General features: G+C 72.4%; 14 protein-coding genes. 10 read left to right on the top strand and 4 right to left on the bottom strand.

Going from position 1 to position 16,915, the window contains the following annotated elements:
- Positions 1-78: 78 nt before the first annotated feature.
- The gene (locus AB0F04_RS20285) at positions 79-1,101 is read right to left on the bottom strand and encodes a LacI family DNA-binding transcriptional regulator (protein WP_362043341.1); all 1,023 of its coding nucleotides are present in this window, start codon (positions 1,099-1,101) and stop codon (positions 79-81) included.
- 366 nt (positions 1,102-1,467) lie between these two features.
- On the opposite strand from AB0F04_RS20285, the gene AB0F04_RS20280 reads away from it, so the two are divergent.
- Complete coding sequence (locus AB0F04_RS20280) at positions 1,468-5,121, top strand: LamG-like jellyroll fold domain-containing protein (RefSeq protein ID WP_362043340.1); 3,654 nt, start codon at positions 1,468-1,470, stop codon at positions 5,119-5,121.
- 57 nt (positions 5,122-5,178) lie between these two features.
- On the opposite strand, the gene folE is transcribed toward AB0F04_RS20280, so the two are convergent.
- Positions 5,179-5,781: a GTP cyclohydrolase I FolE gene (folE, locus tag AB0F04_RS20275; RefSeq protein ID WP_362043529.1), complete on the bottom strand. Its 603-nt coding sequence runs from the start codon at positions 5,779-5,781 to the stop codon at positions 5,179-5,181.
- 162 nt (positions 5,782-5,943) lie between these two features.
- Between folE and AB0F04_RS20270 the strand changes: the two genes are divergently transcribed.
- From AB0F04_RS20270 to ppk2, 5 genes are all read left to right on the top strand, one after another.
- Complete coding sequence (locus AB0F04_RS20270) at positions 5,944-6,696, top strand: transcriptional regulator (protein WP_362043339.1); 753 nt, start codon at positions 5,944-5,946, stop codon at positions 6,694-6,696.
- A gap of 150 nt (positions 6,697-6,846) precedes the next feature.
- Positions 6,847-7,791, top strand: coding sequence for an MIP/aquaporin family protein (locus AB0F04_RS20265; protein WP_362043338.1), 945 nt, complete (start codon positions 6,847-6,849; stop codon positions 7,789-7,791).
- 132 nt (positions 7,792-7,923) lie between these two features.
- Complete coding sequence (locus tag AB0F04_RS20260; protein ID WP_362043337.1) at positions 7,924-8,319, top strand: hypothetical protein; 396 nt, start codon at positions 7,924-7,926, stop codon at positions 8,317-8,319.
- A 48-nt stretch (positions 8,320-8,367) separates the two neighbouring features.
- Positions 8,368-9,108: an SDR family NAD(P)-dependent oxidoreductase gene (locus AB0F04_RS20255; protein ID WP_362043336.1), complete on the top strand. Its 741-nt coding sequence runs from the start codon at positions 8,368-8,370 to the stop codon at positions 9,106-9,108.
- A 239-nt stretch (positions 9,109-9,347) separates the two neighbouring features.
- On the top strand, positions 9,348-10,304 hold the full coding sequence (gene ppk2 / locus AB0F04_RS20250; protein WP_362043335.1) for a polyphosphate kinase 2: 957 nt from the start codon (positions 9,348-9,350) through the stop codon (positions 10,302-10,304).
- A gap of 53 nt (positions 10,305-10,357) precedes the next feature.
- Here ppk2 and AB0F04_RS20245 read toward each other — a convergent pair whose 3' ends face one another.
- Both AB0F04_RS20245 and AB0F04_RS20240 read right to left on the bottom strand, forming a co-directional pair.
- On the bottom strand, positions 10,358-10,723 hold the full coding sequence (locus AB0F04_RS20245) for a hypothetical protein (RefSeq protein WP_362043334.1): 366 nt from the start codon (positions 10,721-10,723) through the stop codon (positions 10,358-10,360).
- A gap of 42 nt (positions 10,724-10,765) precedes the next feature.
- Positions 10,766-11,182, bottom strand: coding sequence for an ATP-binding protein (locus AB0F04_RS20240; protein WP_362043333.1), 417 nt, complete (start codon positions 11,180-11,182; stop codon positions 10,766-10,768).
- A 687-nt stretch (positions 11,183-11,869) separates the two neighbouring features.
- Here AB0F04_RS20240 and AB0F04_RS20235 point away from each other — a divergent pair.
- The 4 genes from AB0F04_RS20235 to AB0F04_RS20220 all read left to right on the top strand — a co-directional run bounded on the left by AB0F04_RS20235 (position 11,870) and on the right by AB0F04_RS20220 (position 16,779).
- A complete protein-coding gene (locus tag AB0F04_RS20235) occupies positions 11,870-13,051 on the top strand; it encodes a hypothetical protein (RefSeq protein ID WP_362043332.1) in 1,182 nt (393 codons plus the stop codon).
- An 88-nt stretch (positions 13,052-13,139) separates the two neighbouring features.
- Entirely contained in the window at positions 13,140-13,670 is a 531-nt protein-coding gene (locus AB0F04_RS20230) for a 2Fe-2S iron-sulfur cluster-binding protein (protein WP_362043331.1), read from the top strand.
- Positions 13,667-14,671 carry a xanthine dehydrogenase family protein subunit M gene (locus tag AB0F04_RS20225; RefSeq protein ID WP_362043330.1) on the top strand — a complete coding sequence of 335 codons (1,005 nt, stop codon included), beginning with the start codon at positions 13,667-13,669 and terminating at the stop codon, positions 14,669-14,671. Before AB0F04_RS20230 ends, AB0F04_RS20225 begins: the two co-directional genes overlap by 4 nt.
- A complete protein-coding gene (locus AB0F04_RS20220; protein ID WP_362043329.1) occupies positions 14,668-16,779 on the top strand; it encodes a xanthine dehydrogenase family protein molybdopterin-binding subunit in 2,112 nt (703 codons plus the stop codon). Before AB0F04_RS20225 ends, AB0F04_RS20220 begins: the two co-directional genes overlap by 4 nt.
- Positions 16,780-16,915 lie beyond the last annotated feature (136 nt).

The raw sequence follows: 16,915 nt of genomic DNA, 5'->3' as shown, positions 1-16,915 counted from the left end.
GGAAGCGGGCACACCGCAGGGAGGCGTCGCGGTGGTGTGCTCGAAGAAAGGGGAGGGGAGAGGGGCCGAGGACGGGGGTCAGGGCTGTGGGGAGCCGGTGGCGGGTCCGGTACTGGCCCGCAGCGAGATGGGGGGTGTCAGCAGGTGGTGCCGAGCGGGGGCGCCGGGCCGGTCGAGCCGCTCCACGAGCAGTTCGACGGCGCGCCGGCCCAGTTCCTCCGCCGGTACGTCCGCGGCGGTGAGCTGCGGGGTCACCGTCTCCGCCCACCGGCTCGCCACCACCCCGGTGACGGAGAAGTCGCGCGGCACATGGCGGCCGGCCCGGGCCAGTCCTCGGTACAGGCCGCCCAGCGCGGCCTCGTTCAGGGTGACGAGGGCGGTGGTGTCCGGATCGTCGCGCAGGATCCGTTCCAGGCACGCCTGGCCGGAGCCGGCGTCGTCCCCGCAGCAGTACGTCCGCACGGTCAGTCCGCGTTCGGCTGCGGCCTTGGTGAACCCGTCGAGGCCACGGTGTGCCGACTCGTACCCGGCGCGCAGGAGTTGCTCGGGGCGGTTGACGAAGGCGACCCGGCGGTGGCCCAGGTCCGCGAGGTGGTGGACGCACGCCGCCGCCAGCGCGGTGTGGTCCAGGCCCACCCACCAGCCGCTCTCCGGGTGGGCGGTGCGGCCGATGGCGACGGCGGGGAAGTCGAGCGCGGCGAGGTGATCGGCCCGGTCGTCCTCCAGCCGGATCTCCATCAGGATGGCGCCGTCGACCCGCCGCTCCCCCAGCAGCCGCTGGAAGGACCGGTCGCTGTCCACGCCGCTCGGCGACAGCAGCACGTCGTAGTCGTAGGCCGCGGCGGCCTCCACGACACTGCCGATGAAGTCGAGCTGCATGCCGGTGTAGTGGTTGCCGGCCGGCGGGAAGACGAGGCCGATGGTGCTGGTCCGTCCGTTGGCCAGGGCGCGGGCGCTGGCGCTGGGCCGGTAGCCCAGTTCGTCGACGACCTGCTGGATCTTCCGGCGGGTGTCCTCCGAGACCGGGCGCTTGCCACTGAGTGCGTAGGACACGGTGCTCCGCGAGACACCGGCACGCTTGGCGATCTCCCCGATGTTCACGGCATCTCCTGGCTCGTCGAACCGGTTCGCATGGCAGGAAGGTAGGAAGCGCCCCGAGTCCTGTCAACACCTGGGGCGGACTCCGCCGGTCGGGGGGGATCCGGCCCGGAATCCTCGCGTCACAACCATTGCTGACCCGCGGTGCCGGTGCTAGCTTCGCGAACCGGTTCGACGCATCGGCCCGTTCGGTCGCGGCGGGACAGACCCTCATGTCCCCATCCGTGCACCGGCGCACCCGCCACCCGACACAGACCCCCTCCACTCGCACCGGCCACGGATCGAACCGGTTCGACGGACGTGCGGGCCGGACCGCTGCTCGACGAAGCGACGACACGACGGACGACACGACGACTGAGGACGCCATCCATGCCATCCGCTGACAGATTCACGCGGCGCCGGGCCCCGGCCACCGTGGCGCTGACCCTCGGGGCGGGCCTGCTGGCCGCACCGGCCGCCCCCGCGCAGGCCGCCGAGGCACCGCAGCCCGCCGCGCGCTACTCCTTCGACCAGGACAACCTCGCCTCCGGGAAGATCACCGACAGCTCGGGCAACGGTCTGACGGCGACCCTGGTGAACGCCTCCACCGCCCGCTCGGTCGACGGCCCGGCCGGCGGAAAGGCACTGTCCCTGCCCGGCGGCGCTGCCACCTCCGACGGCGCGTACGTCCGCCTTCCGCGCCAAGTGCTCGCCGGCACGACCGACCTGACCGTCTCCGCCCGCGTGAAGTGGAGCGGCGGCACGTCCCCCTGGCAGCGGATCTTCGACCTGGGCACGGACACCAGCAGGTACCTGTTCAGCACGCCCTACAACGGCAGCGGGCTGTTCCAGACCTCCGTGACCACCGGGGGCGGGGGCGCGGAGAACCAGGTGCGCGGCTACGCGAGCCTGCCCGCGGACGAGTGGCGGACGGTCACCGTCACCCTCGACACCGCCGCCGGCCGGCTCACCACCTACCTCGACGGAGTGGCGGTCTCCTCCGCCGCGACGGGCATCAGGGCCGGAGACCTGCTGGACGGTTCTGCGACCGCCGCCGGGTACATAGGCAAGTCCCTCTACCCGGACCCGCTGCTGCGGGGCGCGATCGACGACTTCACGGTGTGGCACGCGGCACTGAGCCCCGACCAGGTGGCCGGTACGGTCGGTGCCGTGCCGACCCTCCAGGAACTTGCACGGACGTCCTTCGAGGTCCGTACCACCACCGGGACCGCGCCCTCCCTGCCCGCCGCCGTCCGCGCCTCCTTCTCCGACGGCTACGACCGCGACACGCCCGTCACCTGGGATGCCGTGCCCTCCGACGAGTACGCCGCGCCGGGGACCTTCACGGTCTCCGGAACCGCGGCCGGACGCGCCGTGAAGGCCACCGTCACCGTGGTCCGCGAGGGGGAGCTCACCGTCGACCTCGGCTCGGACACCGGCGCGTTCCACGGCGGCGCCTCCGGCACCCTCTACGGCGTGTACGGGCCGGACGTCCCGACCAACAACCTCATGGAGGGCATGGGTCTGCGCACGGTCTCCACCAAGGCGCAGGACGGCCCGCAGCACCCCGGCGCCGACGCCCTGGAGGTGGTGAAGCCGCTGGCCGACTCCACCGACGGGGACGTGTACATCTACATGACCGACATCCACCGGGGCTTTCCGTACCAGTGGCCGGGCGACACCCCCGCCGAGAAGCTGAAGCTCTACAAGGAGAAGATCGCCCAGCAGGTCGACCAGGTCCTGAAGCTGCCGGAGCAGTACCAGGACAACATCGTCTTCGTGCCGTTCAACGAGCCCGAGGGCAACATGTTCGGCACCGGCGAGTGGAGCTACGACAAGGTCAGCTGGCTGAGTGACCCCGACGCCTACTTCGCCGCCTGGGACGACGCGTACGCGCTGATCAAGGGCAGGATGCCCGGCGCCCGCATCGCCGGGCCCAACACCAGCGTCCTGTACGACCAGGTGAAGGGCTTCCTCACCCACACCCTGGCCGCCGGCACCCTCCCGGACGTCATCACCTGGCACGAGCTCAGCCACCCGGAGGCGGTGCGCCGGAGCGTCGCCACGTACCGGGCCTGGGAGAAGGACCTGTTCAAGGGCACCGACCGGGAAGGCACCCAACTCCCCATCAACATCAACGAGTACGCGTTCAACTACCACACCTCGGTGCCGGGCCAGATGATCCAGTGGGTGTCCGCCATCGAGGAGTCCAAGGTCGATGCCGACATCGCGTACTGGAACATCGACGGCAACCTCTCCGACTCCGCGGTGCAGTCGAACCGGGGCAACGGGCAGTGGTGGCTGCTGAACTCGTACGCCTCCATGAGCGGCCACACGGTGAAGGTGGCGCCGCCGTTCCCGGGCGAGAACTACACCATGCAGGGCGTCGCCACCCTCGACGAGAAGAGGAGACAGTCGCGGCTGATCTTCGGCGGGTCGACCGGCAAGGGCCACATCACCTTCGCGGGTGTCCCGGAGAAGGTCTTCGGCAAGCGGGTGCACGCCTGGGTGCGGGAGATCGAGTGGAGCGGGCAGGTCGGTGACTCGTCCGGTCCGAAGCTGCTCGCCGAGACGAACCTGACGGTCGCGGACGACGGCACGGTGGCGCTCGACTTCGGCGACGGCGCCATGCCCGAGCTGAAGGAGTCCTCGGCCTACGAGGTCGTCCTCAGCCCTGCCGGGGAAGCGAAGGGCACGCAGGCGCCACCCGTGCGCTGGCAGTCCTCGTACGAGGCCGAGGACGCCGCGCACACCGGCTCCGAATGGTCGAAGAACGGCCCGGAGGGCTCACCGCGTGACGTGTCGAAGTTCTACACCTCCGGCGGCCACGACGTCGGCGGCCTGCGCACCGGCTCGGACGTCGCACTCGACTTCACCGTGGACGTGCCCGAGGACGGCACCTACGACCTGAGCGTCTTCGCCAACTCCCTGAACACCTACGACAAGGTGAAGGAGCAGGGCCCCACCAACGTCTTCCTGCGGGTGGACGGCAAGGAGGCCGGTGAGCAGGAACTGCACCTGCCGCTCGGCTACAAGTGGGTCGTGTGGGACCACGCCGACACCAAGGTCGAACTCACCAAGGGCAAGCACACCCTGACGCTCGCAGCGAGGAGCGCCGACGGCAAGCGTGCGACGCAGGGCGACGCCATCGTCGACCGCCTGACCCTCTCCCTCCCCCGCGCCTCGGCGGACACGCGGGTGTACGAAGGCGAACTGGCGTGGCCGGCCGGTGGGGCACGCCCGGTGTACGACCTTGTGAAGCAGGCGGCCTCCGGTTCGGGCGCGGTCCGGCTCGCGAAGGGCCAGAGCGCGACGTTCTGGGTCTACTCCCCGGCCGACCGCGAGGCGACCCTGAGGCTCGACACCCTCGGCGGCACGGGCGCCCGGCTCTCCGTCAACGGCCACGACGTCCTGCGCCTGGCCAAGGGCCGCAGCAGTGCGGCGGTCTCCCTCTCCGGCGGCGTCAACAAGGTGACGGTGACCGGTGGTCCGGCCACGACCCTGGTCGACCGCCTCACGGTCACGCCGACCGAGGGCACCCTGCCGACGCGCACCTACGAAGCCGGAGACGCCAAGCTCGCCGGCTCGGCCACGCTCGCCCCGCTGTCCCTCGCCACCGGTGGCACGGCGATCACGGGCATCGGCGGGGCCCCCGGCAACGGCAGCACCGCGACCTTCACCGTCACGGCCGACCGGGCCGGCCTGTACGCGCTGCGCATCCGCTACTCCAACCCCGAACAGTCCGAGGCCACCCATTACAACCCCGACCCGCTCGCCCGCCACGCCGACATCAGCGTCAACGGCGGCCCGGCCCATCGCGTCGGTTTCCCGCACAGCTTCCACCGGAACAACTTCTGGGAGCTGACCGTCCCGGTACAGCTGAAGAAGGGCGAGAACACGATCGGCTTCCGCTCCGAGGAACTGCCGAACTTCGACGGCACCACCTACGCCTCGGACACCTTCCCCGGTGTACTGCTCCGCTCCCGCTACGCGCCGCTGATCGACCGGATCACCGTCGCGCCCTTTGCGCGGCAGGTGCGATGACCCGCTGACGCGTGGAGCCCGGGACCGTCGGGGACGGTCCCGGGCTCCGGGCCATGCTCACCTGGCCACACCCGTCAGGGCGAGGAATTCGCCGCGGGAGCGGGCGTCGGAGCGCAGGAGGCCGAGGAGGGTCGAGGTCAGGGTGTCGGAGCCGGTGGCCTGCACCCCGCGCAGCGTCATGCACGAGTGCTCGGCCTCGATGACCACGCCGACGCCCTTGGGCTCCAGATGCTCCTGCAGCCAGTCGGCGACCTGCTTGGTCAGGCGCTCCTGGACCTGGGGGCGGCAGGCGAAGTGCTCGACGACACGCGCCAGCTTGGACAGGCCCAGGATGCGGGCCCCGGGCAGATAGCCGACGTGCGCGGTACCGACCACCGGCAGCAGATGGTGCTCGCAGACGGTGCGGACCGGGATGCGCCGGGCGAGGACGAGTTCGTCGTAGCCCTCGTCGTTGGGGAACGTCGTCAGGTCGAAGGGGCGCGGGCTGAAGAGTTCGGCGTAGGCGCGGGCCATCCGGCCGGGGGTGCCGCGCAGACTCTCCGAGGCCGTGGAGATGCCGAGGGCCTCCAGGAACCGGCCTGCCGCCACCTCGGCGGCGGCCAGGTCGATCCCGTCGGTTTCGTGGACCACCCGCAGGGCGGGCCGCACGGGTGCCGTCATGCCGGGTGCCTCCGATGCCGAGGGCGGTGAGAGCGGGACCATGGTGACCTCCAGGAGTTTCACCAACAAATTTTTCCTTTATTCTGCGCCACCGTCAAGGCCCGCAGACCAGGGAGCCCGAACAGCTCTCGCTCCCACCGATGTGGGAGTTACCGTGGTGGTGTGGATTCCGACCCGCCCGCGCCGGCCGCTCCGGCCGACAGCGCCATCGACTCCGTCAGCGTCCTGAGCGAGGATTCACGCCGGCGCATGTTCGCCTTCATCCGGCGGGCCCGGCACCCCGTCACCCGCGACGAGGCCGCCGCCAGCGTCGGCATCTCCCGTAAACTCGCCGCCTTCCACCTCGACAAGCTGGTCGACGCCGGCCTGCTGCGCGCCCACTACGACGCGCCGGGCGGGACCCGCAAGGTCGGCAGGCAGCCGAAGGTGTACGAGCCCACCGGCGCCCAGATCACCGTGAACATCCCCGACCGGCGGCACGAGTTGCTGGCCGACCTGCTGCTCGACGCCGTTCTGACCGCGCAGGCCGGCGAAGACGCCGCACAGGCCGCGCTGAGCGTCGCGCGGCAGCGCGGCCTGCGGGCGGGCGAGGCCGCACGGCACGAGATCCGCCCGGGCCGGCTCGGCCCCGAGCGCGGGCTGACCGCCTGCGAGCGGCTGCTGGACCAGTACGGCTACGAGCCGGTGCGGGAAACCCCGACCCGGATCCGGTTGCGCAACTGCCCCTTCCACCCGCTGGCCGCCCGGGCGCCGGATCTGGTGTGCGGCATGAACCAGGAGTTCCTCAGCGGCTACCTCGAGGGTCTGGAGGTCAGCGGGGTCGACGCGGTACCGGCACCGGAACCCGGGGAGTGCTGTGTCCGGCTCGGCACCGGGAGCGGTAAGTCGGCCGAGGAGACACCCCCCGGTCCCTGAGGGGTGCCGGAGCCGCACGCCACTCGCTCCTCGGGCGTTCGGTGAGCGAGTCGCCGGCGGGTCTCCTGCGGTTGCCGCGGGTCACGCTGCGGGTTACCACGTGACTACGACGCGTCACGTGTGACCGCAGCGACCCCAGGGAGAAATCACATGGCAGTGGAGATCAAGCCTCTGGTGAAACCCTCCAGGCTCAGACGTCGCGCAGGCCTGGCGGGCGAGTGCCTGGCCGAGTTCCTCGGGACGTTCGTCCTCATCTCCTTCGGGTGCGGCGTGGTGGCGATGACCGTGGCGGCGCTGCCCGGCTCGGGACGTACCGAGGGGCCCACCATCTTCTTCCTCGGCGCCGGGGACTGGCTCCTGATCACCTGGGGCTGGTGCATGGCCGTGATCCTCGGCATCTACGTGGCCGGCGGCGTCAGCGGAGCGCACATCAACCCGGCGGTGACTCTGGCGTTCGCCGTCCGCCGCAGGTTCCCCTGGGTCAAGGTCCTGCCCTACTGGGTGTCCCAGGTGGCCGGCGCCCTGGCGGGGGCGGCCCTGGTCTACGCCGTGTACCACGACGCCATCAACGCCTTCGACGACGCCTTCAAGGGGCCGAAGACCGACGGGAAGACCCTCGCCTCGTTCTCGATCTTCGCGACGTTCCCGGCGCCGTACTTCAACGGTGGCGTCTGGGGGCCGCTGATCGACCAGATCGTGGGCACCGCCTTCCTCGTCATGCTGGTCGTGGCGATCATCGACCTGCGCAACACGGCTGTGAAGGCGAACCTCGGCCCCCTGGTCATCGGCTTCGTCGTGGCGGCCATCGGCATGTCCTACGGGGCGAACGCGGGGTACGCCATCAACCCGGCCCGCGACTTCGGCCCGCGCCTGTTCACCTGGATGGCGGGATGGGACGGACTGGCTTTTCCCGGCAGTCTGGCCGGGGCGTTCAGCGCCTACTGGTGGATCCCGATCGTCGGGCCGCTCATCGGCGGTGTGATCGGGGTACTGGTGTACGACCTCTTCATCGGCGACGTCCTGCACGCCCGCGCGCAACAGGGCGAGGCGCCGGAGCCCGGGCGGACGCGCCCCACCACCTCCGACGAGGAGTGAGCGCCATCGGCCGCGGCCGGGACCGCGGCCGATGCTAGATTCCTCTGGGCGTCCGCCCGTGAGAGGCGCGGATCGCCCGCCGCACAGGTGAACCGGCCCAGGGCAGGCCCGTATCGGATGGTGGCACGATCCATGACTGACCCGGAGGAGCTCCCCGCGGCCGGCACTCCTCTTCCCCGGATCCTCGGCAACACCGGATCGCTCGTCGCAGCCGCCCCGGAGGCGACCGGCGCGCTGTGGCGGCTGGCCGAACCCGGCCGGCAGCTGGATGCCAACCTCGTGCGCGTCCCGCCCCGGGGGACCATCGACGCCCATGCCGAACCCGATCTCGACGTCCTGCTGCTCGTCGTGTCGGGCGACGGCACGCTCGGCTCCGCGGCCGGACCGCACCCGGTGGAGCCCGGCTCCCTCGTCTGGCTGCCGCACGGCAGCGTCCGCAGCCTGACCGCGGGCGCGGGCGGCCTGTCGTACGTGACGGTCCACCGCCGCCGACCGGGCATGCAGATCCAGGGCCGGCCGCCGACCTGACCCCGGAATCGGGCAACCGACGCACATCCTGCGGAAGGAGGCAGTCGCGTGCGAGGAACGGTGCGCCGGATCCTGGTGACCGGGTCCGCGGAGGGGCTGGGGCGGGCCACGGCAGAGGCGTTGCTGGCCGCCGGGCACGACGTGGTGGTGCACGCCCGCAGTCCCGAGCGGGCGAAGGTACTGGACGAGCCGGCCGCCCGCGGGGCACATGTCGTGGTGGGGGACTTCGCCGAGCGTGACGCCGTGCGCCGGGTCGCCGACGAGCTGAACGCCCTGCCACCGCTCGACGCCGTCGTCCACAACGCCGGGGTGTGGAGCGGACCCGGGGTCATGCCGGTCAACATCGTCGCGCCCTATCTGCTGACCGCCCTCCTGCGCGGGCCGCGCCGGCTGGTGTACCTGAGCAGCGGCTCGCATCTCGGCGGGCGCCCGTCGGCCCTGGAGGAGACCGACTGGCGCGGCGAGAGCGCGGGATCGTACGCCGACAGCAAGCTGTTCGTGACAGCGCTGGCGGCCGCGGTGGCCCGGCTGCGCCCCGGAGCGCCGAGCAACGCCGTGGATCCCGGCTGGGTGCCGACGAGGATGGGCGGGCCGAGTGCGCCGGACGACCTGGAGCTCGGGCACCGGACGCAGGAGTGGCTGGCGTCGAGCGACGACCCGGAGGCCCTGACCACCGGCGGGTACTGGTACCACGGCCGGCGGTCGCAGCCGCACGAGGCCGTCCACGACGAGGCGTTCCAGGACCGTCTCGTGCAGACCCTGGCCGAGGAGACGGGTACCGCGCTCTGAGCGCGGGCCCACTCGGCCGCGGCCCGCCGGGGGCGTCAGCGGAGCCGGGCCTGCGGGGTCCGGCACCGGCTCGAGGCGCACGGCCGGGACACCGAACGCCGCATCCCCTTCATGCACCTCACATGGGCAAGGCCGGGCGGGGCACCCGTGTGTGCGTTCACCAGCGACGGGAGCCGTGTCCGCACGACGTGCGCCGTACGCTCGGTGCCGACCGTGCGAGCCGAACGGGGAGTCGAGTGATGAGCGCCGAAGACGCGGGCAAGCTGCTGGACGGGCTGACCGTGGACACCACCCGGCGGGAGCAGCCGATCGTGCTGGACGGAGACGGCCGCCCCATCCGCACCTGGCGGGAGAACTACCCCTACGACCGGAAGGTGGGCCGCAAGGAGTACGAGCGGACCAAGCGCATCCTGCAGATAGAGCTGCTCAAGCTCCAGCGCTGGGTCAAGGACACCGGCGCACGTCTGGTCGTCGTGTGCGAGGGGCGGGACGCGGCGGGCAAGGGCGGCACGATCCAGCGGCTCACCGAGCGGCTCAACCCGCGCGGCGCACGCGTCGTCGCACTGGACAAGCCCACCGAACGCGAGTCGGGCCAGTGGTACTTCCAGCGGTACATCGCGCATCTGCCGACGGCCGGGGAGATCGTCTTCCTCGACCGCTCCTGGTACAACCGGGCGGGCGTCGAGCGCGTGATGGGCTACTGCTCCAAGGACGAGTACGAGTTGTTCCTCGACCAGTGCCCCGCCTTCGAGCGGATGCTGGTGGACGACGGCATCCTGCTGGTGAAGTTCTGGTTCTCGGTGTCGCGCTCCGAGCAGCGCACGCGCTTCGCGATCCGGCAGGTGGATCCGGTGCGCCAGTGGAAGCTCTCCCCCACCGACCTGGCCTCGCTGGACCTCTGGGACGACTACACCGAGGCGAAGGTGGACATGTTCCGCGCCACGGACACCGCGCACGCCCCCTGGACCGTCGTCAAGAGCAACGACAAGCGGCGCGCCCGGCTGGAGACCATGCGCAGTCTGCTGTCACGCATCGACTACGCGAGCAAGGACCAGGAGGCGGTGGGCACACCCGACCCCCTCATCGTGGGCGCCGCCGACACCCTGCTGGAGCCGGGTGAGGAGGACACGACGCTGTCGCCGACTCCGCTGTTCCCGGGCGCCGAGGGACCCGGCAAGCACCCCGGGACCGGCTGACGCATACGGGCCCCTCACCTCCGTCTTCCGGAGTGAGGGGCCCCGTGTCCGCCTCAGGAGCGGGCGGAAGCGCGTGTCTCCGTGCGGTGGTCGTAGTACGCCCAGACGGTCACGGCCACCACGACGGTGAGGCCGACGGCCAGCAGCCGCAAGGCGCCATGGGTGAGGTAGGCGACCAGCCCCGTGAGCCCCGCTCCGGACAGCATGATCACGCGGCTGACGAAGCGGTCCTCGGGCGGCTGGGGGTCCTCCCGGTCCTTGAGGTCGTGCAGGGCGTCGTGCGCCGGATGGGCGGAACCGCGCCGGGCACGGGCGCGGTACTGCAGCCCGTAACTGATCAGTGCGTACAGCGCGAGGGCGCCCAGGACCCAGAGCCAGACGTAGGGGTCGTCGTCACTCGACCCTCGTGCCAGGTACACAACACTTCTCCTTCGGAAGCGGGCCTCGTCGGTGAGCAGCACTCAACGTGCGCTGCCGCCCTCGGGGTCGGCGGGACGGAAGCACGCGGTCACCGTCTTGCCGTGCCGCTGGCACCTCATCGCCCACTCGTCGGCGAGCGTGCGTACGATCGCCACTCCGCGGCCGGAAGCCTCGCCGGGCTCCGGTTCACGCTGGCGCGGCAGGGTCGGGTCCTCGTCGTGAACGCTCACATGAAGGCAGTCGCCGTCCCACGTGAGGACCAGGTGCGCGTCGCTGTGCGCATGGATGTGCGCGTTGGTGATCAGCTCGGACACCGCCAGGACCACCGAATCCACCGTGTCCGGCTCGGCAGCGGCCCAGGGCAGGGTTTCGAGGCGCTCGCGTGTCCACTCCCTGCCCGCCCGCACTCCTTGCGACATACGGAACGAGTGCGCCCACCCCATCGCTTTTACCGCCACTGCCCCCGGTCCCCTCTCCTGCGTCCCAGCACCGGCTCGTGCGGGAGACGAGTACCCGCTCCCCGCTCCGCCAGGCATCCGAGATCGTCACTCGGGCATCGGCTCGGCGAACCGCCGGAAGCCCTCGCGTTCCTGGTGGAGGGAGTACAGGCGAGCAGGACCCGCCCCGATGCGGATGGTGGGCGGGTCCCGCTCGTGCGCATCATTGTCGGGACCGTACGGCGGACGGACCACGGGTGAGATCACCCGATGTGCGCGCGGCGCGCACACCCCGCGCGCACGGCGCACATCCCGTGCACCCGGCACCACCCCGGGGCGCCGCCCGCTGGGCTCACGCTGCCGCGTGCCGCCTCACGCCGCGCGGTCGTCGCACGCCACCGGCCGCGTGTCACATGGCACGGCACCGCGCGGGTAGGCGGTGCGCATGACCCACGGCGAGACGGACGAGGAAACGGGTGCTTCGCGCGAGAGGGGGCGTCAGCCGCGAGCGGGCCGGAGCGGGCGGACGGCCCGGTGCGCCCGGTGGCCATGGCCCGGAGAGCGGCGCACCCTGCTCCACCGGGGAGGTGAAGAGTCGTAGACACGTACGCCACCGGCGCCCGGAGCCCCGTGCGACCCCGGGTAGCCCCCGTCGGCCCGCGGCGACGATACTGGCAGGCGCACCCACCCCCGTTCACAGATGGACCCATGCAGACCTCCCTCACCGTCCGCACCATGACTCCCGACACGGTGTGGCTGGCGCGCGGCCGCCACGCCCCGGGCTCCGCGGAAGACGTTCTCCGGCGCTCGCTGCAGCAGCGCAAGGACAGCCAGGCCATCGACGACTTCCTCGAGTTGCCCGAGGACGAAACCGCTTCGGCGGAGCGGGTCTTCGAGGCCCGCTGGCGGGTCGGCGACGACGTGACCGTACGGGCCCGGCTGAGCGTGCGTCCCGGAGGGGACGCCGGGCCCGGGCAGGAGTGGATCCTGGTCGCCGAGGCCGAGCAGCCGTGGGACGACGCATGGCCCTCCCCCGTCGGCGTGTTCTGGCCCGAGGAGCCGGACACCGCCTGGAACCAGGACACCGCCACGCCGTTGGCCCTCGGCGAGATCAACGTCCTCCCCCAGGACGACAGGGAGATCCGTCGCCTGCTGCGGAACGCCGTGCGCGGCGGGTGGCACATCCACGTGGTCGTCCACGAGGCGATGACCACCGACGACCGGGGGCGTGCGCCGGTGGCGCGGTGGCTGCCGCCGGGTCTGCGGCACCGGGTGGTGGAGCATCACGCCGCCCCGCAGCAGCTGCGCGGCCTGAACTGGGCCCTGCGGGACACCGGCGTCGAGGTGCCGCGCGGTGGAGCGGTGGTCCTGCCCGGGGTCCCGGCGCCGGAGCACTACCGGGCCGGGGACTTCTCGGTCCGCGCGGTCTTCCTCGACGGCTCCGAGCCGGCGGACCTCGTCGAAGCGGTGACGCGGTTCGCCGCACTCCCGAGGCCTCTGCCCGACGGCGCCGAGGACGCCCTGACCGCGCTGCGGGAGGACTGGCATCTGCTGAACCTCCAGGAGGAGCTGGAGCGCCAGCGTGGCCTGGTCGCCATGTACGCCGAGGCGCTGGAAGCCATGACGAAGTCCCGTGACCTGTACCGGGAGGCGGCCGAGAGCGCCCACGAGGCCCTGGCCGCCTATCAGGAGTCCGCCGCGAGCGCTCCGGCCAGACCCCGTCCGTCCGATCCGCCCGCCGCGTCCCCGCTCCAGCAGCTCACCCGGACGTTCGAACGCTTCAAGGTCAAGCGCCCGGCACCGCCCGGCGACGAGAAGAGCCACGACACGGGCGGCGAGGAGAGCGGCGAGGAGAGCACCTCGTCTCAGCGTGTGGCGTCGGAGCGGTAACACCCTGCAGGGCGCACGTGTCGGTCGCCCCCTCCTGGATACGCGGTCCGTACGGCAACACGGCCCGCCCGGGAAGGTCCTCCACGACATGGGCAACCACCAGCACCACTCGCGGACCGCACTCCGCGTCAACGGCAAACCCCACACGCTCACGGTCGACCACCGGCGGGTCCTGCTGGACCTGCTGCGCGAGGATCTCGGGCTCACGGGCGCGAAGAAGGGCTGCGACCACGGCCAGTGCGGCGCCTGCACGGTCCTGGTGGACGGGCGGCGTGTCAACAGCTGTCTGCTGTTCGCGGTCGCCCTGGACGGCTGCGAGGTCACCACCGTCGAGGGGCTGTCCGGCGACGGTGAGGAACCGCATCCGCTCCAGCGGGCCTTCCTGGAGCGCGACGCCTTCCAGTGCGGCTACTGCACCCCGGGACAGATCTGCTCCGCGGCCGGTGCCCTCGCCGAGGCGGCGGCCGGTCACCCCTCGCACGTCACCGATCCGGCAACACCCTCGGGCGAGCCGGTGCGGCTGGACCGGGAGGAGATCCGGGAGCGGCTGAGCGGCAACCTGTGCCGGTGCGGTGCGTATCCGCGGATCGCCGAAGCCGTCGAGGACGTGATCCCGTGAAGGAGTTCGCCTACGTCCGTGCCGGCAGCGTCGAGGAGGCGACCTCCGCGTACGCCGCGCACGCGGGCGCCCGCTACCTCGGTGGCGGCACCAACCTGGTCGACCTGATGAAGCTCGGCGTCGAGGCGCCCGCCGCACTCGTCGACGTCACCCGGCTGCCCCTGGACACCGTCGAGGAACTGCCCGACGGGTCCCTGCGCGTCGGTGCGACGGTCCGCAACAGCGACCTCGCCGCCCACCCCCTCGTCCGCGACCGGTACCCGGCGTTGTCCCAGGCGGTGCTCGCGGGTGCCTCAGGACAGTTGCGCAACGCGGCGACGACCGGCGGCAACCTGCTCCAGCGCACCCGGTGCCCGTACTTCCAGGACCTGTCGAAGCCGTGCAACAAGCGCGAGCCGGGCAGCGGCTGCGGCGCGCGGGACGGTGTCCACCGTGATCACGCGGTGCTCGGCCACTCGGCGCACTGCATCGCCACCCATCCGTCGGACATGGCGGTGGCGCTCGCCGCACTCGACGGGCACATCGAGCTGGACGGGCCCGAAGGCGCCCGGAGTGTTCCGGCGGCCGGCTTCCACCGGCTGCCCGGGGACCGGCCCGAGCAGGACACCGAGATCCGGCCCGGCGAGCTGGTCACCGGCGTGGTGCTGCCGGCCGCCACGGCCGGGCTGCCGTCGGCGTACCGCAAGGCCCGCGACCGGGCCTCGTACGCCTTCGCGCTCGCCTCCGTCGCGGTCGTGCTGCGTCTGGACGACGGGGTCATCGGCCATGCGGGGCTCGCCTTCGGGGCGCTGGCGCACCGGCCCTGGCGGGCCCGGCGGGCGGAGGAGGCACTGCTGGGTGCGGCCCCGACCCGCGCGGCGTTCGAGCACGCCGCCGAAGAGGAGCTGTCCGCCGCGCAGCCACTGCGGGACAACGCCTACAAGGTGCCGCTCGCCCGCAATCTCGCCGTGGACGTGCTGACGCGGCTCACGGACACCGCACTCACCGGGAGGGCCTCATGACCGGCAGTGTGGGCGCTCCCGCGGAGCGCCGGGAGGGGCGCGAGAAGGTCGGGGGCACCGCCCGCTACGCAGCCGAGTTCCACGCCCCCGGCCGGGCGCAGGCCTGGCCCGTGCCCGCGGGTGTGGCCCGGGGCCGGGTGACCGGCGTCGACACCGCTGATGCCCTGGCGGTGCCCGGCGTCCTCGCCGTCCTCAGCCACGAGAACGCGCCGCGCCTCGCGGAGCCGGACGATCCCACGCTCGCCGTGCTGCAGAACGCCCGGGTCCCGCACCGCGGTTGGTTCGTGGCGCTGGTGGTGGCCGAGACCCTGGAGGCGGCCCGGGCCGGTGCCGCCGCCGTCCGGGTCACCTACGACGTCGAAGAGCACGACGTGGCCCTCAGCGTCTCGCACCCGGGTGTGTACGTGCCCGAGGAGGCCAACGGCGGTCATCCGGCCGTGCGTGAACAGGGCGATCCCGACGAGGCGTTCGGTTCCGCGGCCGCCCGGGTGGACGTCGCGTACCGGGTGCCGCCGCTGCACAACCACCCGATGGAACCGCACGCCAGCACCGCCCGGTGGGTGGACGGCCGGCTCACCGTGCACACCTCGAGCCAGGGAACCGGTGTCGTACGGGCGACGCTCGCCGCGCTGTTCGGCCTGCCGCAGGAGCGGATCGTCGTCACCGCCGAGCACGTCGGCGGCGGCTTCGGCTCCAAGGGGACACCCCGGCCCGACGTGGTGCTCGCCGCCATGGCGGCCCGTCACACCGGGCGTCCGGTGACGGTGTCGCTGCCGCGCCGTCACCTGCCCGCCGTCGTCGGGCACCGGGCCCCGACCCTGCACCGGCTGCGGCTCGGGGCCGACGCGGACGGCCGACTCGGCTCCGTCGTGCACGAGGTCACCACGCACACCTCCCGCATCAAGGAGTTCGTGGAGCAGGCGGCGGTGCCCGCGCGGGTGATGTACGCCGCGCCGCACACTCGCACGGTGCACCGGGTGGCGGCGCTGGACGTGCCGTCGCCGTCCTGGATGCGGGCTCCGGGCGAGGCTCCCGGCATGTACGCGCTGGAGTCCGCCATGGACGAGCTCGCCGCCGAACTCGGCATGGATCCGATCGAGCTGCGCGTGCGCAACGAGCCGGACGTCGAGCCCGACAGCGGCAAGCCGTTCAGCAGCAGGAACCTGGTCGCGTGTCTGCGCGAGGGCGCCCGCCGCTTCGGCTGGGCCGGTCGCGACCCCCGCCCGGGAACCCGCCGGGAAGGGCCCCTGCTGCTGGGGACGGGCGTGGCGGCGGCGAGTTATCCCGTCATGGTGGCCCCGTCCGCGGCAACGGCTCACGCACGGCCCGACGGGACGTTCCTGGTGCGGATCAACGCCACCGACATCGGGACGGGCGCCCGGACCGTGCTCGCGCAGGTCGGGGCCGACGCCCTGGGGGTGCCGCTGGAGCGGGTCCGGATCGAGGTCGGCAGCACCGAACTCCCCCCGGCGTCGCTGGCCGGCGGCTCGTCCGGCACCGCCTCCTGGGGCTGGGCGGTGCACGAGGCGTGCGCCCTGCTGGCCCGGCGGCTCGCCGAGCACCCGGGGCCGCTGCCCGCACAGGGCCTCGACGTCCGTGCCGACACCAGGGGCGCTGCGGACGCCGAGAGCGACTTCGCCCGGCACGCCTTCGGGGCGCACTTCGCCGAGGTCGCCGTGGACACGGTCACCGGCGAGGTGCGGGTCCGCCGACTGCTGGGCGTGTACGCGGCGGGCCGCGTCCTCAACGCCCGTACGGCACGCTCCCAGTTCGTCGGCGGCATGACGATGGGCCTCGGCATGGCGCTGACCGAGGGCAGCACCATGGACGCGGCGTTCGGTGACTTCACCGAGTCGGACCTGGCGTCGTACCACGTGCCGGTGCACGCCGACATCGCCGAGATCGACGCCCACTGGCTCGACGAGGAGGACTCCCGGCTCAACCCCATGGGCAGCAAGGGGATCGGGGAGATCGGCATCGTCGGAACGGCCGCGGCGATCGGCAACGCGGTGCACCACGCCACGGGCGTGCGCCTGCGTGAACTCCCGCTCTCGCCGGACCGAGTGCTGACCGGGCTGCTCGATCGCCGGGTGCCGGGGGCCGTTTGACCACAGCACCGCACGGACGAGCTCACACAACACGCCAACCGCCGTCGGGGGCTGCTGGTTACACACGTGGTGGCGCCGCACGGCGCGACCACGAAGGGGCCATGGGACGCCTGACGACTCACGGGGCGGAGCGCCC

Origin of the sequence: Streptomyces sp. NPDC029041 (genome assembly GCF_040637515.1) — a bacterium.
Taxonomy (GTDB): domain Bacteria; phylum Actinomycetota; class Actinomycetes; order Streptomycetales; family Streptomycetaceae; genus Streptomyces.
The sequence above is the reverse complement of the archived record's forward strand: the minus strand, read 5'-3'. Positions and strand labels throughout refer to the sequence as shown.